The sequence below is a fragment of the Clostridium sp. genome (assembly GCF_036569345.1).
GTDB lineage: Bacteria > Bacillota > Clostridia > Clostridiales > Clostridiaceae > Clostridium_AD.
The window spans coordinates 1-26,933 of record NZ_DATCQT010000081.1 but is presented as its reverse complement, the minus strand read 5'-3'; the positions used below and the strand labels follow the sequence as shown (position 1 = coordinate 26,933).

Sequence of the window (26,933 nt, the reverse complement as noted above, 5' to 3'; positions counted from 1 at the left end):
TAACTATATGTCACCTGATGAGTTTGAAATGGAATACGAGAAAGCAAACAAACTTAATATATCAATAGCAATTTAAGTTTAGTGAATTGCTAACATAACCTTCTCATTTTAATTTGTACTTTTTCTTGACAGAGGACCAACCACACTAACATCAGATTAAAAGACAGATAATTCCCCTAAATAAATGATAGAAAAAAGTGTGATATAAAATGAGCGGAAGGTTTAGAATGATTAGCTCTAAGACGATATAAGCGGATAGCAATAAAGATGGCATAGAACTAAGGAAGATAGTGTTAGAGTATGACATAGAGATGGATTTAAGGGAGAAACAAGCTCTTTGAACTTAAACAGAGAGAATGAAGACATGATGGGAAGCTTGATAAAATGAAAGAACTTGGACAGACTTTAATATTCGTGTTTCGTGTAAATTATGAGCAGTTTAGGAGAGGAGAATGGGGTAGGTTTGAGACAAACTCTAATATTCGTGATGGAAATGGTGGTGAGGGCAAAAATGGAGGTGATGATATATGGGTGAAGGTTAGAGAGGGTGTAACCTAAAAAGTCAGATAAGAGAATTGAGTAAAGAATACATTGATTACATCATAGATTGAATAATATTTGATTACATGGTAGAATAAGTAATTAGGCAAAAATAAAAATAAAACAGTGTAAAGCTTGATATGACAACGATTAAGGGCTAATAGAAAGGTTGATTTGTATGTGGATATTTGTTTCAATTGTTGAAATGGTTATTATAATTATATTATGCTCGTATACATTGATTTGCTGGAAAAAGCATATGAGAACTAAAAAAAGTGAAATGAAAATTGAAGAAACAGAGAGAAGTATTAGTGATGGAATAGACGAAAAACTTGCAATAGCAAAAAGAGAGTTAAATAAAAACATAGAATACGAAAAAGTAAAAATCAATAAATATCGAAGTGAAATATTTGCAGATGTTGAGGTTAAAAAGGTTTCATTGTTAAATCTTATTGAAAAAAAGAATCAACAATACAAATTTTTATCATTATTATATAAAATAATGTATCAAAAGATTAAAGAGAATATTGATAGTCTAAAAAAAGAGGAAAAGATAAAATTCGATGAATACAGAATAAAGATACTTAAAGAAATTGAAGTAGAAAAAAACCAAGAATATAAAATTTTGTGCCAAAAGGTTAAAGAGGATATTAAAAATTTAAAAAAAGAAGAAGAAACAAAAATTAATAATTATAGACGCAATATGTTTTCAGAAATTGAGATAACAAAACTCAATTTAGTAAATGAATTAGCTACGCTAAACATAACTATTGAAGAAAAGAATAATCAATATAAAATTTTGTGTTTAAAGATTGAAGACGATATTAAAATAAAAAAGGATTTTCTAATGGAAGAAGTACATGAAAGAGTTATAAAAGAATATCAGAAATATAATTTTTTATATCTTTTAATTAAAATATTATACCAAAAGGTTAATGATGAAGTAAATAAATTTATTTTAAAGGAAATGGAAATAAAAATTAAAGAATCAAATCTTAAATATTATTATGAACAAATTACAAATGGGAAACTGAAATTATTACAATTAAATAAGGATACAAGTAAATTAAAACATGAACTGGTAGAGATAAGAAGAGATATTAGTTTAGATAAAGTAGGATTTTATGAGACAAAGTATAACTTTGAGAATTCATTATTATATAAGGAAAAGCTCGAAGGTATAAGAAAAGAAGAAAAAGATTTAATAATGGTTGAAAAAGCATGTGTTTGTAATGATATATTGTCAGTAATTCATACTACTGCCATGGGAAAAAGTATGATTTATAGGTATATACAACTTATGTTAAGAACATTTAATGATGATTGTTATAGCATTATTACAAATGTAAGTTATAAGAATATTAATTTAATGGATAATAAAATTGACAAAGCTTATGATTTTATAAATGAAGCGGGGGATGTAATAAAGTGTCAGGTTGCTTATGAATATTTGCAATTAAAGAAAAAAGAATTATATCTTGTTTATGAGTATCAAGAAAGATTATATCAAGAAAAGGAAGAACAAAGAATTATAAGAGAACAAATGGCAGAAGAAGAGAAGGCTCAGAGACAATTTGATAAAGCACTTGAAGAAGCGAATAAGGAGTCAAGACAATATGGTAAAGCATTAGAACAAGCCAGAAAAGAACTTGAAAAGTCAACAGGAAATAATATTTTAAAACTCCAAAAAACAATTGTAGAGTTGGAAACAAAGATACAGGAAGCAGAAGAAAATAAAAGAGCTATATCACAGGCCCAAATAACGAAATCTGGGCACATATATATAATTAGTAATATTGGTTCTTTTGGCGAAAATGTTTTTAAAATAGGCATGACCAGAAGACTTGACCCAGATGAAAGAATATACGAATTAAGTGGACCATCAGTTCCATTTCCATTTGATATACATGCTAAGATTTTCACGAAAAATGCACCTGAGCTTGAATCGAAAATTCATAAAAAATTGTGTGAAAGAAAATTAAACAGAATAAATTTAAGAAAAGAATTTTTTGAGGTTACTCTTGAAGAGATTGAAAGCATAGTTAATGAGTTTGGAATAAAAGATGTAGAGTTTACGTACACCAACGAAGCCAAACAATATAGACAATCATTAGCTATAAAGAAAGGAGCTTTACGTTAATATAGCAAACTTGTAATTACTCTATAAAGAAACATGGTAACTGGATACTATCAGGGTCTTTATGTGGGTGGGGAGATATTTTTATACCATCTTTTGATGTAGTTATCTATTTATGGATACCAAAGAATATAAAATTAACAGACTTATTCAGCGAGAAAAGCCGATATATGGTGAAGATATAGAACCAGGTGGGAAAAAATACAATCAATTCTTAGAATTTATTGAATGGGCTTCCCAATATGATGATGGTGGTATTGACATACGAAGTAAGGCATTACATCAGGAGTGGTTAAGTTCTTTAACGTGTCCTATAGTAAGGCTTGAAGGAGATTTATCAGTACAGGAACGAGTAAATAGTATACTAAAAGTAATTTAACAATAAATTATTTGGAGGAGTATTATGGATTTTACTATAAGAGAAGCTACAATTAATGATTCTTTGGAATTATATAATATAAGGCAAATGCCAAAGGTTATGGAGAATATATTATCTTATAAAGATGAACCGAAAAATAGAATAAAAACACTTATTGAAAGTAAAGGGACAAATGACTATTGGTATGTATCTGAATTTGAAGAAAGAGTAATTGGCCTAATAATTTTAAAAGTGCATGGAAATCCAAGAAAATGTCATGTAGGTTGTATAACAATTATGGTGAATAGTGATTTTCATAGTAAGGGAGTAGGCTCAATGCTTATGAAACATGTTATGAACTTGGCAGATAATGAGTTGAATTTAAAAAGATTAGAGCTTTCAGTTTTTAAGGATAATGAGAGAGGAATTGGGCTATATAAAAAATTTGGTTTTGAGGTAGAAGGAAGCATAAGGATGTCAGCATTAAGAAATGAAGTATATGCTGATGAATATGCAATGGCAAGAATTAAGTGATTAATTCAGAAAATTGATAAGTCTGAAAATTACTTAATAAAGTTATTATAGTCGAAGATAGGTGGATAAGAAAAATGATATATTCAGTATTTTTATTATAGGTGGTTTTAGATTTAGCCTGTTTAACAATAGTAATGTTAATGAAATAGTAACTGGGGGAGATAATTGTTTGCTAAGCTTGGAAGTTAATGATATGAATATATTAATAGAAAAACTAAAGATTTTTAAGTCAGAAATAATCTTTCCTTTAACAAAAATCAATGAAAACTGGGTATTAGAATTTACTTATAGTGAAGGTAATGCTTCTTACTGGCTCTAAAAAAGAAGAAACTTTGAGATTTTATGAAAATCCAGGATTTAAAAGAGGGGAAAAGACTGGATTCATTGCAAAGTCTGAATATTGAGAAGTAAATAATCTAAGGTTCTGTAATTAATTTAAAGGTTTAGGAGATAAGAGAGATGATTGGTTTAAAAAGAGGTACAGTAAAGTTAGTTAAGCATGAAAATAACTGGAAAGAAATTTTTGAAGCAGAAAAAGATATATTAAACTCGCTGATAAAAGATTATGTAATAGATATACAACATGTAGGAAGTACATCAATTCCAGGACTTGACGCTAAACCAATTATTGATATTTTAATTGGTTTAAAATCCTTGGATTATATACCTAACATTGTAGAGATGTTGGAAAGCAATGGATTTATCTATTGCCCTGAATATGGAACTGATGAAAGAGTTCTCTTTGTTAAGGGAGGAGAGAATTATAGAACACACCATATACATGTGGTTGAATGTAATGGTAAAGAGTGGAATAACAACGTCTTGTTTCGTGATTACTTGATAGAGCATACAGAGGTTGCAAGAGAATATTCAAGGCTAAAGAAAGAATTATCAGAAAGGTATCCTAATGATAGAAATGCCTATACTGATGGGAAAAATGATTTTATTCAAAATGTTATTTGTAAAGCAAAAGGGGATAGCATGGTAATTTTTTTCGATTTAGATGGAACATTACTTGACCATACAAATTCTGAGTATTTAGTAATAAAGTTTTATAACCATAACAAGGAACACTTTATATATAATGAAAATGAGTTTTATAAGTTGTGGTGTGAAATTTCTGATAAGTATTTTAATAGATACTTAAATGGAGAATTAACTTTTGCACAGCAAAGAATCGAGAGGATTAAAGAACTGTTTCAGTTATCTGGGATTAAGTTATCAGATGTTGAAGCTGAAGTGAAATTTAATGAGTACCTATTAGAATATGAAAATAATTGGAAGCCATTTGAAGATGTAATTCCTTGTTTGGAGAGCCTTAACAATTATAGATTGGGAATTATAAGCAATGGTGATTTAGAGCAACAACTTAATAAACTTGAAAAAATGGGAATTAGAGATTATTTTGAAATTGTTATTACTGCTGGGGATGTTGGTGTTGCTAAGCCTAATGTACAGATATTTCAAATCGCATGTGAAAGGGCAAATATAAATCCTCAAAATTGTTACTACATAGGGGATGATTTAAATACGGATATAATCTCGTGTAAGAAAATTAATATGAAAGGTATTTGGATAAATAGAAGTGGCGACAATGTGAAAGTTTCAGATGTTAGCGTTATTGATAGTTTGAGTAAAGTAAAAATTCACATATTGGAAGGATAAATAGATTTGAATGTAGAAGAAAATACATATTAGAGATTTAATAATTCGTGAAATTCTAATTATGAGAACAATCATTTAAATGGAGATGATAATAGTGATAAAAGATGTACAAGCAGTATTTATAGATAGAGATGGCACTATGGGCGGAGATACTGACGTAACATACCCTGATAAATTTGTTCTATACCAGTTTACAGATAAAGCTATAAATATGCTAAAGAGCAAAGGAATCAGAGTATTTGCATTTTCTAATCAACCAGGTATTTCAGTTGGAGAAGCCACAGAAGAGGATTTTATAAAGGAGTTAATTGGTTTTGGTATTGAAAAAGCTTATATATGTCCTCATACATCAGAGCAAAACTGCAAATGTAGAAAACCTGAAACTGGATTATTGTTAAAGGCAAAAGAAGAATATGGACTTGACCTTACAAAATGTATCGTAATTGGAGACAGATGGAGTGACATGATGGCCGCAGAAAGAGTTAATATGGGTAAGATACTTGTATTAACTGGGTCTGGTACTGAGACGTTAGGTAAAGACAGGAGTAAATGGTCAAAAGTAGAGGCAGATTATATAGCTGATAATTTATTACAAGCTGTTGAGTGGATTTTAGAAATTATATAGTAAAAATCAACAATCTTTGTGTAAAAATGGAGGGATACTTATGAAGGCCATAGGTTTTGATTTAGGCGGAACACTAATCAATTATAAAGGTATACCAATGAGTTGGCAAACATTATATGGTCGTGCTTTAACCGATGTTGCAGTAAGATGTAATTGCAAAGTAAATGATAAACTTTTATTTGATGGAGAACAGATTTTATCTAAATACAATACAAGGCCAAATCCAAGAACAATAGAAGTGACAGCAGATAAAATTCTTGGAGAAATTTTAACTTGTTGGAATGTGCCTATAGATACCCATTTGAAAAATGCAGAAGATACATTCTTTTCATATTTTAGAAAGGAATTTAAACTTTATGATGATACTATAAGTATACTGAAATACTTAAAAAGTAAAGATATTAAAATTGGTATTCTTACTGATGTACCATATGGAATGGGATATGAATTTGTGAAAAAGGATATTGCATCAATATCAGAATATATTGATGTGGTTTTATCTTCTGTGGAGGTGGGTTTTAGAAAGCCTGAAATCAAGGGGTACATAGATTTGGTGAAATGTTTGCATTCTAATTTAGATGAAATGGTCTTTGTTGGAGATGAAGAAAAAGATATTTTAGGAGCTAATAGGATTGGAATGTTTTCAGTATTTATAGATAGAAATGGCAGTTGCAAGAAATATGGAGAAAACAAAAGGGTCTCTTCTTTAATGGAATTAAAGGAAGTGTTGTAATAAGTATTATCTCATTAGCTGTTTAAAAAAGAGCTAAGTTAAGGTTGAATATTTTTAGAAGACTATAAGGATAGTGCTGATGATAGAGATTTTATAAGTATAGACAAATATATCAAAAACGAACATGAGTTTAGAAGTTTAATAAATAAAGTAATAAGTTATTTTGAGTAAAGTGATGAAAGTGGGTAAATGCGATGGTAGTGGGGTTAAAACCAATAATAGATAAAAATTGTGAAATATTGATTTTAGGTACTATGCCAGGAGCAGATTCTTTAATAAAGCAAGAATACTACGCTTTTGAGAGAAATCAATTTTGGAAAATTATATTTTCTATATTTGGTAAAGAGATAGATGATAATTATGAAAGTAAGAAAGCAGTTTTATTGAATAATAAGATTGCTATTTGGGATGTTCTTAAAAGCTGTGATAGAAAGGATAGTAGTGATTCTAACATTAAAAATCCAGTTGCAAATGATTTTGAGTTGCTATTTATTAAATATCCCAATTTAAGAAATATATATTTTAATGGTAAAAAGGCAGAATCGCTTTATAGACAATTAGTAGTTAATAAAATAAATGAAAACAATCTAAGCCTATTTAATTTGCCGTCTACAAGCCCTGCTAATGCTGTGAAATTTGATAAGAAGGCAAATGAATGGAGACAAATACTATTACCACTTAGAGGTGTGTCTATGAGTAATATTTAAAGCGTTAACGCTTGTGTAGGAGGATATTAGGTTATTAATTAATGAGGAATTTTCTTGAATTTATTATTTGAATTAAACCAGTGGGATAAAAAAATCCTACTGGTTTATATTATTTTAAATGATTTATTTAAGGTTTTAAATAATAGATTAAGATAATAATAAACTAAAAGGGTGTTGAAGTAATGTCTCAGAAAGAAGTTTTAGTATAAAGAAAAATATATTTAAGTAGCTCAAGAGAAATGATATTTTAATTATAAATATTTAAGTTTTGAAAATGAATTAAGAAGAGGAGCTGTTGTAAACTATTATAATCAGCTTGAAAAAGTAGCATAAATAATGATTGATTTTATAATTAGGATTGGAGGGTGAATTCATAATGTATAAAGAATTAAAGTTGTTATTAATACTATTACTAATTATTATAATTATAGCCAGTAATCCAAAACAAGCTTATGCGACATCACTTCCTGAAAGCTACAAACTTATAGAAGTAATTGAAAAGGACACTACAGGAGATAAGATTAATGACAAAATTAAAATCCTTGCAGATGAAAAAAATCAAGGTTATGTGGTTGAAATAGTGCAATATAATGGTAATACATATAGGCTCAAACCAAATACAAAAAACTATGGATTTATAGCTCCTTATACCCCCTTCTGGAAATTAAACATGATAGTTGCGGATGTGAACAATGATAATATACCAGAAATAATAACTTGGGGAAGTATGACGCATGAAAATGATATATATTTTTATCAATGGAATGGCTCAGAATATAAAATAATTTTTAGTGGGTTTTATAGTGGGTTTATTTTTAAGGATATAACAGGAGATAAGATACCAGAGGTAGTAATTGATAATAGTCTATATGGGTCGGGGGATGAACAAATATATTATCAATGGCAAAAAAATCAGTACAAAAAAATTTACTATGATTTAGAAGCAGGTATGGGGTTTGATAAAATAAAAATTTTGTTGAGTATGCTAAATAGTGTACCTCCACAGGACCTAAATTCAACTGATTTAGATGATATTTTCACAAAAGAATGGATTGATAATAAACGTAATATTGGATTTTTGAACCAGTTAAAATCAAATATACTATCAACTCAGTTAATAGAATACATTGATGATAGTTTAAAATATGATACAAAAATAACTGATAATCCAATTGAAATTACTTGGAGAATTAAGGTACTGATTTTTAAAAAAAATGGCACGATAATATTTCCAGAAGAAAAAATAATTGAACTAAAAACAAAGATTATTAATATTGAGGAAAAAGATTATAAAATTGATGATATTAAAATTCAATAGCATTTACTAATTCTATGTAAAATCAATCGAATTAGAGTTACAAACAATTTAAAAAATGTTATAATTTTTATGAAATATAAGGGGGATTTAACCACATTAACTGAGAAATATGTAGAAAATAAGGGTTGAAAGAGGAGAAAAATAATATGGCAAAGTGTGAATGTAATGAATTTGTAAGTTTTGGTGATATGGAAGTTGATTTAGAAAGTGTTGATTACGAACGAGGTAACTTGAGGTATCAATTGAGTGCAGTGCTTACATGTGGTGAATGTGGTGAGGGATTAAAAGAAACACCTTTGGATTTAGAAAATGAGTTTGTTTATTGCTCACATTGTAATGCAACGGGCTATTATTCTGATGGGGACTATGAAGATGAAATGCCTATTATAGAGGAATGTCTTGCGAAGGGAGAGAAATATATCATCAATGATGAAACAAAATATTTTGAAGATGATGACGATATGTTTGAATATTATGGTTCGGAAGACCCCGAGGTGTTTGAACGATTCGGAAAATTAAAGCCCAACGGTAAATTTGTAAATCCTCGCAAACATTGTTATAGAGTAGATGTAGTATCACATTTTTTTTGTAAAATTTGTGGAAAAGAATTTGATTTTAGTATTTATGAAGATGTTTTCCCTAAAGATATGGATGATATAGATGATGTATGCTAAAAATAAAAATGACAGAATTATTATTTTCTATATGAAAGTTTAGATAATTGTCGTCAAGTTTAGAATTTGTCGATATTGAAGACGAACACATGGAAGTATATTTTAATAATTAATACAACAAGCAGAAGTAGGATTGAATAAGTATGGCGTTGTTATGCTTACATAAAAATTAAGATAAAGAACTAAATAGTAAACTTGCTCATCCTTTTGGCTGAGCAAGTTTTGTTTTTTGAGAGCAAATAATTTTAAGTATTATATAACCTGTAGATTGAGTTACAGAATAATAAAAATAAGAAAAAATAACTATAATATAAAAACAGCAAAATAAGAAAAGGAGCTATAGAAGTAGCATGTATAAAAAAGGGACTATTTATATTAGTAAAATTTAAAAAGGAAAGGAAGAGATGTATATGCAAGGAACAGATGAAGTGTACTTATTTGGAAAGTTGCTAAAAGAAATGAGACTTTCAAAGGGGGTCTCCATGCACGATATGGAAAAAGATTTACAAATTTCACCCGCATATCTATCGAGATTAGAACGAGGAAATAGAAGGAATCCAACTATGTACATTGTTGGTAAATTAAGTAAGTACTTTGATATTCCAATAACTGATATTCAAGAAATGTTTCCAGAATTTTTTCAAACTTCTTCGAGTGATGTAGTCACTTTGGACAAATTAATATTGAAAGGTGATTTTATTTTTGCAAATATAAAAGCAAATATTGATGTGAAATTAAGTTTGCAAGAAATAGTTAAATGTATAGAACTATATGTAGAAGAAGATGATGATTCAAGAGTCAAGGAAGCGAAACTATTACAGCAAATTGATAAATTAAGGGAAAATGTAAAATCAGCTTAATGCTGATTTTGCTTTTAATTGGAGGAGGTTAAATATGAGTTTTGACAATTCTCACCCCGAATTGCTATATTTAGTATATACAAAATTATATCCAGATATGATTTGTGAGACTTTGCAGATAAAATTACATAAAATAAGTCTTGAAAGAAAGCAAGAAAGGAAAGTAGATATTACTGCATATCATGGTGGAAGAAGATGTTTAATAGAAGTTCAACTGAATAAAAGCGATAAAGACCATCTAAAACAAGTCAAAGATTTAATATTTATGGTGGGAAAGGGAAATACTTTACTTGTTTGGATAGCTAAAGAATTTAAAGAGCATGACTTAGCAGAAATTAGGAACTATATAGCTCTTGCCAATGGCAGAAATATTGAGTTTGTAGCATTAAGATTAAATGAAAATATTATTAAAATGGTTGAACAAATTAATAAGGTTAACTTATTTAAGCAAATAGAAATGTTGGGAAGCTTAAATAGTGAAAGTCATTTTTCATATGTAGAAAGCATAAAGAACTATAGTGGAAATGGTACAGTAAGTTCAGAATTTATAGAAGATAGTATAAGCTATACTCGTAAACAACAAGTTCTTCTAATGACAATAAAGGAGCTTAGAAAAGATTTTGTAGATTACCCTAATGTTTACCAATATAAAGATGTAAAAAAAGGTTATTTTAGTATTGGACCAGGATTTGAAGATATAGATATAAGAGTTGTTTATAATAAAAAAGGATTATATGGGGTAGAAGTTATCTTCGCTCAATTCAAGACAAAACAAATATTCTACAGATTATACCAAAAAAGAGAGGAAATTTCAGAAAAATTAGATTTTTTAATTACCTCTTGGGATACACGTTTTCAGAAGATAGCAACATATGTAAATCCACTTAACTATAAGGATATAGAAAATACCGTTAAGATGATGGCAAGAATTGTTAAAAGGTATATTTACGTATTTAATGAGTATATTGGAGAAGATTTAATTGATAATGAGGAGCATATAGATTAGACATGAAACCAGTAAAAATATCACTGGTCTTATTTCTGAATTAACTTAAACAGCAATGTTATATAATTAGAAGAAGTTGCCAATAGTCTACGTGTAAAAACTATCAAATCGTGATAAAATGATATGGATAAAGGGATAAAAAGAATTATATATTTGTATTGTTGCAAATTTAAAGTATAAAATAGAAATAATTTATATAAATTGATGGTGATGGTGAAAATAATGGTTAATAATAAATTTGAATGTTTATATAGAAAAAATAAATCATAAAAATGGCACTTTGCGAAAGCAAAGTGCCATTTTTATATTGCCAATAGGCAAATGAACACATAGGAATTTGAGAGGGGGGTGATTAGGTATGAGTGATACAGCAGGGATATTAGTGTTAGCGGTGTTTGGAGTTATTTCTATATCGACTATAGGCATATTTACGATTTATATGATAATTAAGATTGCAAATACAGAAAAGAAGGATTAGGCATAACTAAGTTATTATTAAAAGAAGGCCGCTTCGCTTTAAGGTGATATTAGCTCTTGTAAAATCAGGAAGAGCGAAGTAGCACTAATGAGTAAAGGAAAGACGATTGTACCTGATTTCACGATTACGATTGATAGAATGAATCAAGAGTTGTTAAAGTTCCTTAAAAGTTAGGGGCAAGGATTAGGGATAAGAGAGTTAAATTCTTATAGTTATGATAAAATGGAAACTTCGGCATTAACTATTATATTATTTTTAATTTCAATATAGATGGATAAGCTCTCATTTGTAGCCAATACGTCATTTTTATACTTAATTATGATATAGCTTTGAGTAAATTCATGGATGATGGTCTCTACACTAAGCTTAGCACCTTGGGCAAATGAGCTAATCATGTAAAGGATACTATTTAAAAGTAAATTATAATTGTATTCATCTAAGCTTATGTAAGTATTTAATAGTGATTTGTTTAGCTTGTTTTGCAAGTGAAATAATGCTTCTTCCATAATTCGATTTGCTCCTTTTCATTAGTTATTTATAATTTAAGTATAGTTTAAATTTAACAAGGAGATAAGAGTTATAATGTTCTACGAAGGTCGACACCGTAGACTAAATTGAATTTATAAGACAAGTATATAGCATTGATAATTATATAGAATGTGAGGGTGATATTATAATAACTATAAATAACAATACTAAGAGCGGATATTAAAAAATAGAGAAGGTATGGATTAAAGATGGGATTTAGGAGGGAAAGACGATGGAAGAATTTGAAGTTTTGGAGGAAGAGTATATGGAGAAGGATAGGATTGCAACAGATATAGTTTTTGCGATTATAAAAGAACGGATTAGAATTGGATTGGAATTAGTTTCGACTGGATTTTTTAATGAAAGTAAGATAAGCGAAATTACTGGACTGACAGTTAAAGATGTTATGCAGATAAAAGGTAATAATTGATTGAAAAATAAAATATCACTACAATGATGATTTACAAGAGCTATATATTTTTAGATTTGATTCATTTAAAGTGGACAAATTCTAAAGATACATAGCTTTTTTTACTATGTTTCATATGTATAAATGAATTAATCTAAGTATAATTATGAATTGTCAGAATATTAACAACTACCCCCGAATCATAATCCTTAATGTACTAAAAAAAGAGTTCATTATTTCATTTAAAATTTAAATAAAAATAAATGTAATATAAATAACTTATAAATGATTATTTATAATACTACGCTCATAGTTTAAGAATATTTCTAAATGGTACTTTTAACTTGTAATTTAACAATATAACAAATCAACTTATGTTTGACCTTATGAATAGTATTTGTAGTTTAGGTGTAATTGTATTAAAAAGTACACAAGAACAAACAGGGTCTGTAAGCGATGTATCTTAATGCTGATAGGTGTAATAGAATATAACTTTAAAAATGAATGACATATTGTATACTAATATAATATAAACCATGACGGTATATTTTTTTGGTAGAGTTAATTTAGGGTGCCTATTTTCTAAAGAAAATACTATGATTCTTATAAGGGTTAATGTTATAAACATTGTGGATATTTCGTGAATGTAATTATTATCAGCATAAAGCCATCTTAAAGGAACTTGTATTTTTATACAATGGGTATATGTGAATAAAGATATAAGCGTATAGAAAAAATTAAAAATAACTGTGATTATAATATGCAGTGTTATCTGTAATTGTAAATATGTAAACAAATATTGACAGTTACATATGAATAAAGACGAAAGACAGATACAAGTTGTAAATGTAGTGACAACTTATGTAACTGCCAGACATATTAAACTGATATGATGTTATTTAAAGCATAAAAAGTATAAAGTTTATACGAATAACTTAGTAAAAATAATTTAGGCGAAACAAATTCACAATATTCGTAGAACGATATACGACCATTTAGCTATTCTTAATTAACTTTACATTATGTAAAATATAGAAATACGAAACATAAAATGTAAAGGGGAAAGATAAATATGGCACTTATTTCACAAGAAGAAATACAGGAATTAAAACGTTTAGATTTAAAGTCATTTATAGAAGATGTAAAAGGGTTTAATTTTAAACAACATGGAAAAAATTATTACAGATGTATTGAACATACTTCCTTAGTTATAAAAAATCAAAATGGGATATATAAATACCACTGGGTTAACGAGGGGCAGTGCGGTGACATTATAGAATTTACAAAGAATAATATTACAAAGGATAATAGTAGTAGAGGCTTTAGAGTGGCTGTAGATTATTTGCAAAACGGGAAATTTAGCTATAGTGATACAGCTATTAAAAATAAGAGAGAAGTAACAGAAAAAGTGGGAAAAGGTGAAATACTAATAGCTTATTCAGATAATATGAAGAGGTCTTATGCCTATCTTAGCAAGACCAGAGGAATAAGTACCAAGATTATAAATGAATTAATAAAAAAGGAACTTATTGCAGAAGATGATAGCCATAATTTAATTTTTAAGAACTACAACAGCGAGGGGATACTGGTTGGCGGTGAGCGTATCGGAACGTGTTCCTATATAAAGTATAAAGGCACAATAAATAACTCAGACGAGAAATATGGATTTACTTTAAAGTTAGGGAATAGAATTAATACTTTATATGTGTTCGAGGCTACTATTGACCTCTTTAGTTTTTATCAAATAATGTATGGAAAATTAGATAATGCACTATTGCTTTCAATTGGTGGAGTAGGAAGATATAAAAAAATAGGTGTGTACTTAAATCAGTTTACAGGAATAAATGTAATTAAAGTATGTACGGATAACGATGATTGTGGTACAAATTGTTTGGTTGATATTACAAAAACATACTTCAATTACAATGTAGTAGATGATAGAAAACTGCTCGTTGATAATAATTGTAAAGATTTCAATGAATTAGTCTTACTGAAATAAGTAGCATTAGGAAAAGAAAAAGTAAAAATATCAACTCAGTCCACTTAAATAATGGACTGGGTTTATTTTTTTAATAGGGATAAATTTAAAGGAAAAATATTAATTTGTAGTAAAAGTAGCTGTCTACCACAGCGTAAAGACCTTACTTTTTAAGATAGAAGCTCTAATTAAGCATTTCGCATGAAATGCTCTTATAACCCTAAATGTCCTATTTTATTAATTAAAGAATTGATTTGTATATATGTATTGATTTTACCAGCATATTGAGGGTAATCATATTACATATAACAATAAAAGTAGTTATAAATGTTCTTGAAATTTTATGGCAAAGTTGTAAATGCCATATAATTCTAAATATTAAGTTGAATGTTGCTATTCCATAAAGGGAACTCCTTCCTATTCTTCTTTTGTCTAAGGCTTATTTCTCTTGTAAGTATTAAAGGTTTAAATAAAAAATTTAATATAATAGTTGTTGTAGTTTATATCTTAAAAACACACTTTAGGTAAATGAACTTATATCAAGAACTGCATAAGTAGTTCCATTATAACAAGTTGACTAAATGAGCTATCAATTTCTGTAGCAGAAGGATTCACCATTATATATAAAACTCCTAAGCAAGTATTTCGTAAGAAATAACTTTAAATTTAAATAAAAATATAACAAATCTAATTTTCATATTTTCATTAAGTAAAGCATTAGCTTTATATCTGTATACCAATTTTACCTGAAAAAAAGGTAGTCAGCCTTTATAGAACCTCCAAAGTATATATAAACATTAAAAATAATTTTATAATTGAATTACATCAACAGGCACTTAAATATTATATTGATTTTTTAAATTATAATGCTAACGCATAAGGACATTTCATCACTAACAAATATTGAAGAGCTGTTGCTAAGTAACTTAAAAACTATTTATGTTACTTAGTCCGAACCCTGAACCTGACAAATTTATAATGTAAATTGGAGGAGAAAATGGACACTAAAGAATTGATGATTCAATTGAGTGATAATAAAACTCATGCAATGGATATAAAGAATAATGGAATGATGGAGGAAACTAATAATAAGCTTTACTTTATAAAGAGACAGGAAATAGAAAGAACAAAAGAATATATGTCTGGTGATAATGCCTATAAAGAACATTTAATAGAAAATTTAAATTATATTAAATCCAGGCTATCATTAAATACTACTGTAGAAACAACTGAGGAAGCAATTAAGCTTTTGCAGGAAAAAGTCGATATGAGAGTCATGTTTGGAATTGATAGTCAGTATGCAGAGATATTTGAAAGCCAAGTATTTTTAAATGAAGAATATTATGAAGGGATAGAAGCTACGAGGGAGGAAGCAGAATGTTCCATGAGTAAGATTATTAATTCTAAAGATGGATTCATTAATATTGATTACGTAATACAAGAGCAGGTAGCGTTAGGCATGTATGTGTATAGGCTATCTCTCTACACTTCAAAATTAAAAGCCTTTATTTCCTTTAATACTAAAACTCAGAAGCAACTTTATTTTTTAAAATCCAATGAGGATTCTAATGATTATAGTTATAACATGTATTTTACAATTATAGATTTGTATGAAATTTGTTTCAATAATAAAGACCAATACTCGGCCATTACGCAACTGTGCCAATTACTAAATATAGAGATAGAATATGAGGTAAATCAAATAAAAAAATATGAAAACAATTTAAAAATATTAAATGAAGATAGCGTAATGGAAAGTAAATATCCAATGTTGTCAGACTGCTTAAAGTATCATGGTGATTTTTTAAAGTTTATAAATATCTATGGAATGGAGCAAACTGATTATTCATCGAGAAGCTATTTGGGTGAGAATATTTTTACCTTTGCTAATGATTTTATTGGCGTAAAGGCTGTTAATTCAGAAGAGATAGATAAAAAGCTGAAATTCGGAAAGGGTACGATAAATCCTAAGTTAAACCTTTTCTGCATACTTGGACTACTAAAGAAAATTTCTTATGAAGAATTACAAGATAAGTATAGACACAGAGCTATTGGTTACAAAAAGGAAGAAAATTCTTATATAATAACTACATATACTGAGGAAGTGCTAAATGAAGCAGAAAAAAGAATCACTATGATAAAAAATGCAAAGGTCAATGCTACGAAGCTTACAGGGGCTACTTGTAGAGCTATTTTTGGTGAGGAACTATACAATAGTGTTTATGGGAACTATTATAAGGTAGGTGCGTAAGGAGCGTAGATTCAAGGCAGATGGTACGATAATATAAAAGTATACCATTAGTAAATAAAGTTATTATATTCAAGGGCGTAAGCCCTTGATCTTATTACTTAGTAAAAAGTAACTATTTATTTTAAGACTTTTCAACTATACGTATCCAAACTTCACATCAATAACAATCCTAACATGAGTTTAATGGCAAATAAACTACAAACTCTGGCTCTCCATAAATAATAATTAATTCAGTAATACTTTGGACTTTTTAGGAAGTCCTTTTTTTCATTGTTTGAAATATGGCCGCTGTGGCCATATTTTTGCTGTCCAAGGTGTCAAGCAGTATAGAACCTCATAACTATATAACTAATATTGATTTCTTAGTATCCTTGTTATAAGGAGTTGATACATATGGTAAAAACAATAGAAGAATTAGTGTCTGAAATGAATATAAGGTGTTACACGATATACATAGATACCCTAATGAAGAACTTCAATAAGTATAGAAATCAGCGTGAATTGTTGATTGATTTATTTAAAAACGGATACCAGATTGAGTTTAATGAAATGGATAATTATTTACAACTGAAAAAAAGTATTGGGTTAGTAGGCGATGAATACATTGAATTGCAAGATGTAGTTTCAAAATTGAAAAGTAGGCTGACAATTAAGGGCTTAACAAAATGCCATGAAGAGACGGGGAAAGAGCTGTTTGTAATAGCCCAGTTGTATATGACTGTAATAAAAAAGTATGAAGCTTATGAGAACTTATACAAGCAATTAGGATTGAACCCAAATTTTGAAAATGAAATAAGCATAAAAAAGCGATTAAAGTTTGCAACTATTACCTCAAAGAAAGATGGAAAAAAACTTATAACATTAGAAAACCCAACGTTTAATGCTCTAAATATTGAAGAAATTAAAGGAATATTGGGGTTTGCTGAGCATTTAGAATGTAAAAACGATGAAGAGATGATTAATTTTATCAATAAGCATGAGAGGGTTTTTAGACAAGGTTTTTCATCGAATTACTTGATAAAAGGGAATGTATTATATTTTAATATTTACGAAAGTGAAATAGGATTATAGAGGAGATTAAAAAAATGATGGAACAAAAGATAAGATTTACTGTTCTTAGGATTAAGTATGAGGATAATATTAAGGATACTTGCAAAGCTACTATTATGGTTAAGGAAGGCAACGAAAGCAGAACTATTGATATTATGTACACATATATGCAATTAGAGTTAGGGAAGGAATATGAGGCTTATATTGGTGAAGAAATTGGAGGCAAAGCTTTTAGAGTTAAACAGATTTCAGAGATAAATAATATATCTACCTTCATCAAAGAAACTCTTGCGAGTGACAGAAATATTAGCTACCAAATTAAGGAACATATAATGAAGGAAATAGGAGAAGAACAGATTGAATGTTTAACAGGTTTTTCAGGGGAGCAAATGGAATTTGGAATATTGACCGAGGTTAAGGCAAAATATATATCAGAGAAGGCTAAAAAGTATGCTGAGCTATTAGGTATAAGGGAATACTGTATATTAAATAAAATCCCAGAGATAACAGCAAATATGATTTATAAGGATTTAGGTTCAAACGCACTTGAAGTTATAAGCCATAATCCATATTTGCTAAGTGATTATGGGGTGAGATTAAAGATTGTGGACGGTGTAGCAATTAAGGTGGGATTAGCTCACAATAACTTAAATAGAGTAAAGTGTGCGGTTACGGGATACCTTAAATATAGCTCAGAGAAATTTGGACATGTATTTGTATCAGTATGGGAACTGATAGAAAAGTTAAATGAATATATGGTTAAATATGGTGGATTCTTAGTGGCAGGTAATATAGCTAATAAGGTTATTGAAGAGGCTATTGATGAACTTAAAGCAGAAGGAAATACTAAAATTTATAGCAATGAAAATGGTCAAGACTGCCTGTATAAAAGGGAATTCTTTGAGTATGAGATAGGGATAGCAGATATTATATCAAAGAAATTATTAAATATAAATGGAGTTAGTGAAGCCACCAAAGAAAGGGTAGAGAGCTTCATTAGTAACTATGCCGATGGAGACAAGACGTTGACCCCTGAACAAGCTCAGGCTGTAAGAAATGCCCTCACCGAGAATGTTTCAATTTTACATGGATTTCCTGGCACTGGCAAGACTGAAACGTTAAGAGCGATTGTAAACTGCATAAATGATGTATATAAAGAAGCAAATATTGAAGTGGTTGCGTTTACTGGTAAGGCTGTAGCTAAAGTTAATGAAGTATTACCAGAGGGTACAAGTGCAAGAACAATTCATAGATTCCTGGGACTAATTAAGGGAAAGGAATTTATACCCCAAGAGAAAGAGATTGATTTCCTTATAATAGAAGAAAGTACCATGGTAAATATGAAATTATTTTACTATATATTGCAATCAATAAATAAAAACACTCGAATATTAATGCTTGGGGATGAATGTCAGCTGTCTTCGATTGGAGCAGGAGAGATATTTATAAATTTAATCCAAAGCAATTTAATTAAAAAAGTTAAGCTCACTAAAATATTTCGTCAGGGAGAGGGTTCTACTATTATAAAAAATATACACAAGATGGCTAAAGGGATTGGGTTTTCAGATGAAAATGGATTGAAGTGTAAGAAGGGCGAATTTGAATTAATTGATTTGAAAAAAGAATCTGATATTACTGAGAAAGTAAAAAAGACTGTTGATAAACTGATTAATGAGGGACATAAATTGCACAATATTCAAATTCTTAGTGCAGTTAAGGAGCATGAAGGTGGGACTAAAAATTTAAACAAGATTGTTCAGGATGAATTTAATCCAAATCCAAGAAGAGCATATTACAATATTGTTGTTGGAGATAAGGTAATGCAAAATGTAAATAATTATAATAAAGATACCTACACATTTAATGGGGAAATGGGAATGGTTGTGAAAAACGAGGATGATAACAATGGAAGAAGAACAATTGTAAAGTACCGAGATAAAACTGTTGAGTATAAGACTAATAGCATAAAGGAATTAGACCCTGCTTTTGCAATTACCATACATAAAAGTCAAGGTAGCGAATTTAATATTGTAATCCTTTGTCTGCTAAAAAGTCATAAAGATATTATTGGGCTAAATATGTTGTATACAGCTTGTTCTCGTGCTAAAAAGCAATTGGTAATAATTGCGGCCGCAGATACATTTGATACAGCTATAAAGAAAGTACAGGCTGTTAGAAATTCAAATTTAGTAGAAATGATACTAAGTGGATTTAGCGGAATAGAAGGTAGAACAGCATAGGATTGGTTGAGAGTAACAAGGTTTACTTATTCTATTAAGACACAATATAAATAAAAAAGAAGTAAGAAGGCTATTAATAGCAGTGAATTATGGGGGATAGCTCCCCTATTTTTCTATTAACTTTAAAAATGTGAATATAGTATTAGACCAATCCAATCTATATTATAAAAGTGCGGTGAAATCTTTAAATATGACGATTAGGATAAAAGGAGAACATAAATATGGGAAGGCAACAATATAATATTCCTTATGTATGCGGTTATCAAAGCAACATCATCAAGGAACTGAGATATTTACATATTTTTGAAATATTTAATTGCCAAAAGTTCATTTAATATTATTTCATTGACAATATGACATGGAAATGATAAGATTTTAAGTGTAAAGGAGTGAGTATTGCAATGAAAAATGATTATATTGAGGATGTTAATAATGAAGCTTTGACATTTGGTAAAATAATACAAAGAGAACGTAAGAAATTAAATAAGTCTTTGATGGATATTGAGAAAGATTTAACTCAGAAGGTGAAGGAGTTAGATGATAAAGGAGTGTTGGTTGAAAAAGATAAAGCATTAATAACAGCCTCCTACATGAACCGTATTGAAAATGGCAACAGAGAAAACGTATCATTTTCTCTTGTATGTGTCCTAATAGAAAAATTTAATTTAGATTTTAATGAAGTTTTAAAGAGCTTTGGGCATGAGAATATATTAAGTGATAATTCACGCCAGAGTAGTATAGAATCAATGATACGCATAAATGATATAGAAGTTCCAGCAAAAATAGAAAATGGAAGTGAAAAACAATTATTAAACAGTATTGAAAAAGAAATACTAATTAGATTAATAAATGATGTATTTGAGTTTGGCACAGCAAATGAGGAAAATACAATGTACGTACTTAAAAAGATAATTGATGGACTGGATGATTACAGAAAAAGTATAAGAAAATTAAAATAAAGTATTGATATATATATGATACAACTTAATAAGTTGTATCTTTTTTTATACATTCTATGGACAATAAAATATTTTTAAAAAATATATTGACAAACGTCACTAAGGAGTATAATATAAAACTATAGTCAATGAGAAGATGAAAAAATGACTATAAAACATAAAACAGGAGGAAAAAGAAAATGAATGATAAAGTTTTAAAGTATAACGGTGAGGAAAATAATAATGGAGGTGGTTTATTTCTAAAGTTACAGTATAAAGATGGTAGCAATACTGATGTGGGGGAAGCATTAAGTCAGTTTCCTGCTGAGGTAGGTTCTAATTGTGATTATAAAAATGAGCAAATGGTTCTAAGCTTAAATCGCTTGTATCAGAATCAAAAGGAACAATTAAAAGGATTATTTACATTAGGTGAGGCCAATCTGCTAATTTCGGCATTTAATGGTTTTATGTACACTCCCTGGAATGATGATAAAGAAGTCCTTTTGAGAATGGTTGAAGGTGTAATTAATTATGAATATAGTTCTGGCGATATTTATGCTGTTGATAAAGACAAGCTGTTCCAAAAGATACATAAGTTAAATACATTTGACTGCTTTGTCGTAATTAGAATGGCATTTGAGTTCTGGAAAAGAAAAAGAGACATTTTTGGAGGTGATATATTACTTAAAGAGATTTTTGGAATCAAATAAGTAAAAACGCTTGGGCTAACATTGAAGTGTTACCCAAGCTCTAAATTAAAATAATCAAATAAATTATATATTACTTTAGAGAAAATATCAATAACTAACTATTTTACAAAAAATAAAAAACGAAAAGGAGATTGTTTAATATGAGAAAAAATAAAATAAATAATATAAAAATAGATAACTTCCCTAATGAAATGGGTGTTAATAAATTAAATATACTTTCGTCCATGTTGGAGAGGGTAGGTGTCTCTAATCTATCAGCTACTAATAAGAAGATAAAGGAATATGGAATATTAATAGAATGTTCCGATTGTGGTGGAAAATTTCCTCTAAAATCATATTCATATAAAGAATTAATGGTTTTAAATATTAAAGAAGAAATCTTTGAGTTACTAACTATAAGAGAAAACAGCATTCATTAGAATATATTGTATCTGAAAATCTTGGCAGGAATATATTCTAATGTGGATTCAAGGAAACTATGTTTTTATATTCCTGCAATTTAATTAAAAATAATTTCGGAAACTATAAGGAGTAAAAAATGATGAAGGATAATAATAATGAATTTAAGCAAATCCTAAGATTAAATGGACGGAATGTGTTTTTAGAGGTAATGAACAATGCTTTTAAAATCAACAAAGTGCAGATTAATTTTATTGAGTATGACCAAAATCTTGAAAAAAATAAAAGACAATTGAAGAATATATCGGTGTATATAGATGTGGATAAAGCAATGGTGCTAATTAATGACATATTAAGTGGTAGATTATCTGGATTAGCAAAACAGGCTAATGAGATAAAGGCTAAAAGTGGATATAAATACTGTCGAGAGATATATGTTGATATGGGTGGCATATCAGCAAGTAAGTTGAAGGAACGGGGTAAGGAAAGGTCTGATGGCAAGTCTTTATCAAGGCAGTTTAAAATCACCCCAGGTGATAAGGTTGCATGGATTTTTTCAGCAGAGACAGGAGCGGGAGAAGAGAGTGAGACTGGGATGATTGTTGCAAAAGGAAAGCCAGAAGAAATTGTAAGAGTACCTATGACAGACGAATATTTAAAGAAATTTGCGGTGGTAGTCCGCACACATATCCAGGCTTATATAACAGCTTTGTACGTAGTGGGATAAGGCTAATTAACTAAGTCGAAATCATTAAACAATATATAAGTAAGAGGCTGATTGAAGAGGAAAAACATAAAAATAAAGAAAGTGGAGGTATATAAAATGGAAAGAAAGAGAGTGAATATATTTTTGTTAGATAATGAATTTAAAAATATAATTAAAGCAATAGAGGCAGGGTTTATATATGTGGGGAGATGTTTTGATGGGGCATGTCTTTTTATAAATAATAAAGGAGAGGGTAAAAAATTAAAATGTATAATGTTCAATACAAAATCATGTTCAGTTACACGATTTGAATTGGATAAGATAACATTTAAAAAAATGTATAATGAGCATTTGTTAGAAATAACTAATGTACAGTACAAAATTGAGGATAATGAAGATGACATGATAGAGCAATTTTATAATTTAGGTAATGCTATACATGCTATGGAGACAGAAACGGGAACTTATAAAAACTATAAAACAAGAAAATTATCTTAAAGCTGTACAGAAATAGATTATTTTCTAAAAAATAAAACATTTTTGTAGCGAGGTGTAGAGCTAACCTAAAATACAAAAGTAATTAAATATGGATTTGTAACAACTAATTGTTGAAAAGTTAAAAATTGGAATTGTTCATAATTGAGTTGTTCCCACAGAGGGGCAGAAAGAAGGATAAAATGGGAAGTCAATCAAGTTTTATAAACACAAACAGAAACTCGGATTTAGATAAGATTATTGATTTGTTTAGAAAATATAATCTCAGAACAGCAGATGATGATGTGTGCAGTTGCAGTGCAAGGGTAACATTAAATAAGCAAATCAGGACTACAGTAGATGAAGTTTGGGGGTCTGTAGGAAATGACACAACATTTAAAAAAGGAAAACAGTTTTTAGTAATGGATGGAGAAAGGTGTTATCAAAGAGACATTTTGCAAATGTTTGATACTGAAAATATTCAGTATACAGATAAGGAATTAGACTTAATTTATAAGATTGAAATTACATTTGCAGATTATTTCCCATGTGAGAGAATTTTTGAAGACAAGGAATATGCAACGATTGATGAACTGGATATTTGTACTGAAAATCCTGGTGAAAAATACATGGTAATCGCAAGGAAGATTACAGAGAAATTGAAAGTGGAGGGTAAAGACATTAAACAATGGGAAATACAGGTTAAAGAAGTATGTGACAGATATGGAATGAATTTAGAAATTAACAGTTGGGTTACTAAAAATACTAATATGTACGATGTAAAAAGCAAAGGGTATAGAGAAATACACGATAAGGTTACAAATTTGACTGTTAATAATATTTTCTGGTTTTAGATAGAAGTACCCGATGATGACAGGGAAATACGGTTCTTTGTGACTATTGATAAGAGATTGATTAGAAAAATTGCAAATTTTTTAGAATCAAGTAATAAATAATACGTACTATATAGAAGTGAATTAGAGTGATAGAACGGAGGAAATTATGAAAACATATTTTGATAAGACAGAAAAAGAATTAATAATAGAGCTTAAAAATAAATTGGATAACAAAGTAATTAATATTGATAATGTAAAATCAGATGTTGCAGAGTTCATTGGAGATAATAAGCTGAAAATATATAGAAATAGGACAAGGGATATGAGATATGATTACATATTGGTATCTAAAGGTATAGAAATAGGGATTGCAGTTAAGCAAATAAATAAATTCCAGTATATGGTTATAAATACATACTGGAATGGATTTTAAAAAATATAGATAGGAATGTTTATGTTGAAGCTCTGGATTTTAAACTAAGGAAAATAAATACTAAGGAGAGGTTATTAATGGAAAATACAAATGATATTAAATTAGAGGATGATTTTAATTGTGAAGGGGGTATCTGGAGGAAAAGCACATCTTATTCAATGGATAAGGAAAAATATGATTTTATAAATGAGAATGGGGAAGAGGAGTCCTATTGTGAACCTTATTTTGAGTATGAGCGGGAGATACCAGATGACTATTAGTGGGAATAATATTCGGAGACGCACTAAGCAGTGAATATAGAGTTGTTATGCTAAATGATTAATATATCAAAAACTAATAGGCTTAATACATGAATAACTAAATTGTTCGGAATATTCTGCGTAATATAAAATAAAATTTAAGGGGATGTTTGTTAATGAAAAAAGTTAACGTAATGAATAAGGAAAGAGAAGAGAAATTAAAGGAAAAATTGGCTTGTGAAAAGCTTAGTCATATTTCAGATATATTGGAATATAAATTTGGGATACAAAATACACCAGTAACAAACAAAAATGAATATAATATTTTCATTGAGGATGAAGATGAAAGAATCTGCTTTCAGCACACTTATACTATGGAAGAAATATTACAAAGTCATGTAGATTCAGAGGCATATAGGTTAAGAAAAGATTTCAGTATTTGTATTGCATTAGAAACATTTAAATCACTTGAAGAAGGGATGGCTGTAAATTAGACATAGAGCGTAATTGGCAGTATATAAGGTTATCAAAATTGAATATCAGAATATAATAATTTTAGTAGGATTAATAAATAAAAAAATGGAGGAATGTAACTTATGAATAAAATAAGAGTAGAATTATTAAATAAAGGAACTAATGAGATGGAAGAATATGAAGTAATTACAAGGGATGAAGCTATAGAAGCAATAGGCAATTTTAATATAGCAGAGACGTTAGTAGATTATGCAAGGTCACAGCTTGGATGTATAATTGAAATAGACCTTGAAACGAGTGAAGTGTATACAAGATTACAGGATGGAACGTTTTACAGTGAAGATGATACTACAATGAGAGTAGTTGCTAACATAGACGCATATTATGATTTAGACTCACTTTCTGAAATAGTAGGAGGATATAATGATTTTAGTGATTTTGAAAAACAGTATGAAGACTGGGAAGATGAAATTGAGCGAAAATATGATTTTGAATTTGATGATGACAAATATAGAAATGTGTATGAAGCATATGTAGTGGAAGTATTGAAAAAGGATATTGAAATGTTTCATAGAAGTGAGTTAATAGAAACAATGGGAGAAAATATTGGTTGTGGAATATATGAAAACACCGAAAAATTTTATGATGAAGCTAAGGTAATAACGGAATTATAAAACTTTTAATAAATACAGGAGTTAAAAATCTAAATAATATAATATTGAAGGAGTTTTTTAAATTAATATAGTTAATTAATCCTGCTTAATAGAGGTGGTACTTATAGAAAATATAAGTATCTACTAAAATAATTGGCAGGATTTAATTGTTTTTTGACAATAAAAAATAAGTTAATGAATGATATGGGAAGTGAGTCTTTGTAGAAATAATTGTATTACAGAACTTTTTTTATTGATATTAGGTGTTTCTATACTTAAACCGAATTCCTATAGTCAAAAAAATACAAAAATGTAGTAAACTAAAATGAATAGATTATCATAATGAATATAGATGAACGAGGAGAGAATACCATGGAGAAATTAACATTACAAAATTTAGAGACTGCGTTATGGTCTTGTGCAGATATTTTGAGGGGCGAATTATCGGCCGCTGAATATAAGGACTATATATTTGGATTGCTATTCTTAAAGAGATTAAATGATGAATTTGATGAAGAAAGAGGATTTAGAGAAAAGGAATTTGTTGAGCAGGGAATGGTTGAGGAAGAAGTAGAAATGCTCTTAAATGACAGCTCTATTTATGAAACTTTTTATGTGCCTGAAAGTGAAAGATGGAGTAAGCTTAAAAGCTTGAATTTAAATGTAGGTCCTGAATTAGATAAAGCTTTTAAATCATTAGAGGACGAACCTAAAAATGCAGAGCTTATTGGTGTTCTATCTACAGCAAATTACTTATGGTTATCCATTGAGAGAGTTCCAGATAAGAAGCTTTCACAACTGCTTTTGGTTTTGGATACTATTAACCTTGCAAACCCTAATTTGGAATCTGAGGATATACTTGGAGACGCATATCAGTATTTGATAAAACAATTTGCTGATGAAGGCGGTAAGAAGGGCGGAGAATTCTACATATGGTTAAAACATATAGTATATAACTTATATAATTATATATATAAGAT

The 26,933-nt window shown here is 28.9% G+C and carries 30 protein-coding genes and 1 pseudogene; 30 read left to right on the top strand and 1 reads right to left on the bottom strand.

What is annotated here, in order from left to right:
• Positions 1-384 precede the first annotated feature (384 nt).
• The 14 genes and pseudogenes from VIM70_RS08140 (at position 385) to VIM70_RS08075 (ending at position 11,157) form a co-directional block, all read left to right on the top strand.
• Positions 385-558, top strand: a complete 174-nt coding sequence (locus VIM70_RS08140; protein WP_331945254.1) for a hypothetical protein — start codon at positions 385-387, stop codon at positions 556-558.
• Positions 559-799: 241 nt separating this feature from the next.
• Positions 800-2,680, top strand: coding sequence for a DUF4041 domain-containing protein (locus VIM70_RS08135; protein WP_331945253.1), 1,881 nt, complete (start codon positions 800-802; stop codon positions 2,678-2,680).
• A 112-nt stretch (positions 2,681-2,792) separates the two neighbouring features.
• Positions 2,793-3,056, top strand: coding sequence for a hypothetical protein (locus tag VIM70_RS08130; protein WP_331945252.1), 264 nt, complete (start codon positions 2,793-2,795; stop codon positions 3,054-3,056).
• Between the two features lie 24 nt (positions 3,057-3,080).
• Positions 3,081-3,569: a GNAT family N-acetyltransferase gene (locus tag VIM70_RS08125; protein ID WP_331945251.1), complete on the top strand. Its 489-nt coding sequence runs from the start codon at positions 3,081-3,083 to the stop codon at positions 3,567-3,569.
• 61 nt (positions 3,570-3,630) lie between these two features.
• On the top strand, positions 3,631-3,888 hold the full coding sequence (locus tag VIM70_RS08120) for a VOC family protein (protein WP_331945250.1): 258 nt from the start codon (positions 3,631-3,633) through the stop codon (positions 3,886-3,888).
• Positions 3,863-3,973 (top strand): annotated as a pseudogene (locus VIM70_RS08115) (GNAT family N-acetyltransferase); the annotation flags it as partial. The gene VIM70_RS08120 and the pseudogene VIM70_RS08115, both read left to right, overlap by 26 nt.
• A gap of 55 nt (positions 3,974-4,028) precedes the next feature.
• Positions 4,029-5,234: an HAD-IA family hydrolase gene (locus VIM70_RS08110; RefSeq protein ID WP_331945249.1), complete on the top strand. Its 1,206-nt coding sequence runs from the start codon at positions 4,029-4,031 to the stop codon at positions 5,232-5,234.
• 94 nt (positions 5,235-5,328) lie between these two features.
• Positions 5,329-5,859: an HAD-IIIA family hydrolase gene (locus tag VIM70_RS08105; RefSeq protein WP_331945248.1), complete on the top strand. Its 531-nt coding sequence runs from the start codon at positions 5,329-5,331 to the stop codon at positions 5,857-5,859.
• Between the two features lie 40 nt (positions 5,860-5,899).
• Positions 5,900-6,592: an HAD family hydrolase gene (locus VIM70_RS08100; protein ID WP_331945247.1), complete on the top strand. Its 693-nt coding sequence runs from the start codon at positions 5,900-5,902 to the stop codon at positions 6,590-6,592.
• 194 nt (positions 6,593-6,786) lie between these two features.
• On the top strand, positions 6,787-7,299 hold the full coding sequence (locus VIM70_RS08095) for a DNA-deoxyinosine glycosylase (RefSeq protein ID WP_331945246.1): 513 nt from the start codon (positions 6,787-6,789) through the stop codon (positions 7,297-7,299).
• A gap of 376 nt (positions 7,300-7,675) precedes the next feature.
• Positions 7,676-8,617 (top strand): hypothetical protein, encoded by a 942-nt coding sequence (locus VIM70_RS08090; protein ID WP_331945245.1) that lies wholly within the window; start codon positions 7,676-7,678, stop codon positions 8,615-8,617.
• Positions 8,618-8,763: 146 nt separating this feature from the next.
• Positions 8,764-9,291, top strand: a complete 528-nt coding sequence (locus VIM70_RS08085) for a hypothetical protein (protein WP_331945244.1) — start codon at positions 8,764-8,766, stop codon at positions 9,289-9,291.
• Between the two features lie 410 nt (positions 9,292-9,701).
• Positions 9,702-10,151 carry a helix-turn-helix transcriptional regulator gene (locus tag VIM70_RS08080; protein WP_331945243.1) on the top strand — a complete coding sequence of 150 codons (450 nt, stop codon included), beginning with the start codon at positions 9,702-9,704 and terminating at the stop codon, positions 10,149-10,151.
• A 34-nt stretch (positions 10,152-10,185) separates the two neighbouring features.
• Positions 10,186-11,157, top strand: coding sequence for a hypothetical protein (locus tag VIM70_RS08075; protein ID WP_331945242.1), 972 nt, complete (start codon positions 10,186-10,188; stop codon positions 11,155-11,157).
• Positions 11,158-11,847: 690 nt separating this feature from the next.
• On the opposite strand, the gene VIM70_RS08070 is transcribed toward VIM70_RS08075, so the two are convergent.
• Positions 11,848-12,141 (bottom strand): hypothetical protein, encoded by a 294-nt coding sequence (locus VIM70_RS08070; RefSeq protein ID WP_331945241.1) that lies wholly within the window; start codon positions 12,139-12,141, stop codon positions 11,848-11,850.
• A gap of 254 nt (positions 12,142-12,395) precedes the next feature.
• Between VIM70_RS08070 and VIM70_RS08065 the strand changes: the two genes are divergently transcribed.
• The 16 genes from VIM70_RS08065 to VIM70_RS07990 all read left to right on the top strand — a co-directional run.
• Positions 12,396-12,593 (top strand): hypothetical protein, encoded by a 198-nt coding sequence (locus VIM70_RS08065; RefSeq protein ID WP_331945240.1) that lies wholly within the window; start codon positions 12,396-12,398, stop codon positions 12,591-12,593.
• Positions 12,594-13,644: 1,051 nt separating this feature from the next.
• On the top strand, positions 13,645-14,571 hold the full coding sequence (locus VIM70_RS08060) for a DUF3991 domain-containing protein (RefSeq protein ID WP_331945239.1): 927 nt from the start codon (positions 13,645-13,647) through the stop codon (positions 14,569-14,571).
• 976 nt (positions 14,572-15,547) lie between these two features.
• Positions 15,548-16,801: a hypothetical protein gene (locus VIM70_RS08055; protein ID WP_331945238.1), complete on the top strand. Its 1,254-nt coding sequence runs from the start codon at positions 15,548-15,550 to the stop codon at positions 16,799-16,801.
• A gap of 393 nt (positions 16,802-17,194) precedes the next feature.
• A complete protein-coding gene (locus VIM70_RS08050; RefSeq protein ID WP_331945237.1) occupies positions 17,195-17,872 on the top strand; it encodes a hypothetical protein in 678 nt (225 codons plus the stop codon).
• 14 nt (positions 17,873-17,886) lie between these two features.
• A complete protein-coding gene (locus VIM70_RS08045) occupies positions 17,887-20,091 on the top strand; it encodes an AAA family ATPase (RefSeq protein WP_331945236.1) in 2,205 nt (734 codons plus the stop codon).
• A gap of 401 nt (positions 20,092-20,492) precedes the next feature.
• Positions 20,493-21,050 carry a hypothetical protein gene (locus tag VIM70_RS08040; RefSeq protein ID WP_331945235.1) on the top strand — a complete coding sequence of 186 codons (558 nt, stop codon included), beginning with the start codon at positions 20,493-20,495 and terminating at the stop codon, positions 21,048-21,050.
• 179 nt (positions 21,051-21,229) lie between these two features.
• Positions 21,230-21,739 (top strand): hypothetical protein, encoded by a 510-nt coding sequence (locus VIM70_RS08035; RefSeq protein WP_331945234.1) that lies wholly within the window; start codon positions 21,230-21,232, stop codon positions 21,737-21,739.
• 140 nt (positions 21,740-21,879) lie between these two features.
• Complete coding sequence (locus tag VIM70_RS08030) at positions 21,880-22,158, top strand: hypothetical protein (RefSeq protein WP_331945233.1); 279 nt, start codon at positions 21,880-21,882, stop codon at positions 22,156-22,158.
• A 119-nt stretch (positions 22,159-22,277) separates the two neighbouring features.
• Positions 22,278-22,865: a hypothetical protein gene (locus VIM70_RS08025; RefSeq protein ID WP_331945232.1), complete on the top strand. Its 588-nt coding sequence runs from the start codon at positions 22,278-22,280 to the stop codon at positions 22,863-22,865.
• 96 nt (positions 22,866-22,961) lie between these two features.
• On the top strand, positions 22,962-23,342 hold the full coding sequence (locus VIM70_RS08020; RefSeq protein ID WP_331945231.1) for a hypothetical protein: 381 nt from the start codon (positions 22,962-22,964) through the stop codon (positions 23,340-23,342).
• Between the two features lie 179 nt (positions 23,343-23,521).
• Positions 23,522-24,172: a hypothetical protein gene (locus VIM70_RS08015; RefSeq protein WP_331945230.1), complete on the top strand. Its 651-nt coding sequence runs from the start codon at positions 23,522-23,524 to the stop codon at positions 24,170-24,172.
• Positions 24,173-24,320: 148 nt separating this feature from the next.
• A complete protein-coding gene (locus VIM70_RS08010; protein WP_331945229.1) occupies positions 24,321-24,587 on the top strand; it encodes a hypothetical protein in 267 nt (88 codons plus the stop codon).
• 77 nt (positions 24,588-24,664) lie between these two features.
• Positions 24,665-24,847: a hypothetical protein gene (locus VIM70_RS08005; RefSeq protein WP_331945228.1), complete on the top strand. Its 183-nt coding sequence runs from the start codon at positions 24,665-24,667 to the stop codon at positions 24,845-24,847.
• A 155-nt stretch (positions 24,848-25,002) separates the two neighbouring features.
• Positions 25,003-25,320: a hypothetical protein gene (locus VIM70_RS08000; protein WP_331945227.1), complete on the top strand. Its 318-nt coding sequence runs from the start codon at positions 25,003-25,005 to the stop codon at positions 25,318-25,320.
• A gap of 102 nt (positions 25,321-25,422) precedes the next feature.
• Positions 25,423-25,974 carry a hypothetical protein gene (locus tag VIM70_RS07995; RefSeq protein ID WP_331945226.1) on the top strand — a complete coding sequence of 184 codons (552 nt, stop codon included), beginning with the start codon at positions 25,423-25,425 and terminating at the stop codon, positions 25,972-25,974.
• 351 nt (positions 25,975-26,325) lie between these two features.
• Positions 26,326-26,933, top strand: a 608-nt coding sequence (locus tag VIM70_RS07990) for a type I restriction-modification system subunit M N-terminal domain-containing protein (protein ID WP_331945225.1), incomplete at its 3' end; no start/stop codon positions are given.

Excerpts from the sequence above, each read along its gene's own strand:
- VIM70_RS08140 (WP_331945254.1), top strand. The coding sequence starts at position 385 with ATGAAAGAACTTGGACAGACTTTAATATTCGTGTTTCGTGTAAATTAT.
- VIM70_RS08135 (WP_331945253.1), top strand. The coding sequence starts at position 800 with ATGAGAACTAAAAAAAGTGAAATGAAAATTGAAGAAACAGAGAGAAGT.
- VIM70_RS08130 (WP_331945252.1), top strand. The coding sequence starts at position 2,793 with ATGGATACCAAAGAATATAAAATTAACAGACTTATTCAGCGAGAAAAG.
- VIM70_RS08125 (WP_331945251.1), top strand. The coding sequence starts at position 3,081 with ATGGATTTTACTATAAGAGAAGCTACAATTAATGATTCTTTGGAATTA.
- VIM70_RS08110 (WP_331945249.1), top strand. The coding sequence starts at position 4,029 with ATGATTGGTTTAAAAAGAGGTACAGTAAAGTTAGTTAAGCATGAAAAT.
- VIM70_RS08100 (WP_331945247.1), top strand. The coding sequence starts at position 5,900 with ATGAAGGCCATAGGTTTTGATTTAGGCGGAACACTAATCAATTATAAA.
- VIM70_RS08095 (WP_331945246.1), top strand. The coding sequence starts at position 6,787 with ATGGTAGTGGGGTTAAAACCAATAATAGATAAAAATTGTGAAATATTG.
- VIM70_RS08090 (WP_331945245.1), top strand. The coding sequence starts at position 7,676 with ATGTATAAAGAATTAAAGTTGTTATTAATACTATTACTAATTATTATA.
- VIM70_RS08085 (WP_331945244.1), top strand. The coding sequence starts at position 8,764 with ATGGCAAAGTGTGAATGTAATGAATTTGTAAGTTTTGGTGATATGGAA.
- VIM70_RS08080 (WP_331945243.1), top strand. The coding sequence starts at position 9,702 with ATGCAAGGAACAGATGAAGTGTACTTATTTGGAAAGTTGCTAAAAGAA.
- VIM70_RS08075 (WP_331945242.1), top strand. The coding sequence starts at position 10,186 with ATGAGTTTTGACAATTCTCACCCCGAATTGCTATATTTAGTATATACA.
- VIM70_RS08070 (WP_331945241.1), bottom strand. The coding sequence starts at position 12,141 with ATGGAAGAAGCATTATTTCACTTGCAAAACAAGCTAAACAAATCACTA.
- VIM70_RS08065 (WP_331945240.1), top strand. The coding sequence starts at position 12,396 with ATGGAAGAATTTGAAGTTTTGGAGGAAGAGTATATGGAGAAGGATAGG.
- VIM70_RS08060 (WP_331945239.1), top strand. The coding sequence starts at position 13,645 with ATGGCACTTATTTCACAAGAAGAAATACAGGAATTAAAACGTTTAGAT.
- VIM70_RS08055 (WP_331945238.1), top strand. The coding sequence starts at position 15,548 with ATGGACACTAAAGAATTGATGATTCAATTGAGTGATAATAAAACTCAT.
- VIM70_RS08050 (WP_331945237.1), top strand. The coding sequence starts at position 17,195 with ATGGTAAAAACAATAGAAGAATTAGTGTCTGAAATGAATATAAGGTGT.
- VIM70_RS08045 (WP_331945236.1), top strand. The coding sequence starts at position 17,887 with ATGATGGAACAAAAGATAAGATTTACTGTTCTTAGGATTAAGTATGAG.
- VIM70_RS08040 (WP_331945235.1), top strand. The coding sequence starts at position 20,493 with ATGAAAAATGATTATATTGAGGATGTTAATAATGAAGCTTTGACATTT.
- VIM70_RS08035 (WP_331945234.1), top strand. The coding sequence starts at position 21,230 with ATGAATGATAAAGTTTTAAAGTATAACGGTGAGGAAAATAATAATGGA.
- VIM70_RS08030 (WP_331945233.1), top strand. The coding sequence starts at position 21,880 with ATGAGAAAAAATAAAATAAATAATATAAAAATAGATAACTTCCCTAAT.
- VIM70_RS08025 (WP_331945232.1), top strand. The coding sequence starts at position 22,278 with ATGATGAAGGATAATAATAATGAATTTAAGCAAATCCTAAGATTAAAT.
- VIM70_RS08020 (WP_331945231.1), top strand. The coding sequence starts at position 22,962 with ATGGAAAGAAAGAGAGTGAATATATTTTTGTTAGATAATGAATTTAAA.
- VIM70_RS08015 (WP_331945230.1), top strand. The coding sequence starts at position 23,522 with ATGGGAAGTCAATCAAGTTTTATAAACACAAACAGAAACTCGGATTTA.
- VIM70_RS08010 (WP_331945229.1), top strand. The coding sequence starts at position 24,321 with ATGAAAACATATTTTGATAAGACAGAAAAAGAATTAATAATAGAGCTT.
- VIM70_RS08005 (WP_331945228.1), top strand. The coding sequence starts at position 24,665 with ATGGAAAATACAAATGATATTAAATTAGAGGATGATTTTAATTGTGAA.
- VIM70_RS08000 (WP_331945227.1), top strand. The coding sequence starts at position 25,003 with ATGAAAAAAGTTAACGTAATGAATAAGGAAAGAGAAGAGAAATTAAAG.
- VIM70_RS07995 (WP_331945226.1), top strand. The coding sequence starts at position 25,423 with ATGAATAAAATAAGAGTAGAATTATTAAATAAAGGAACTAATGAGATG.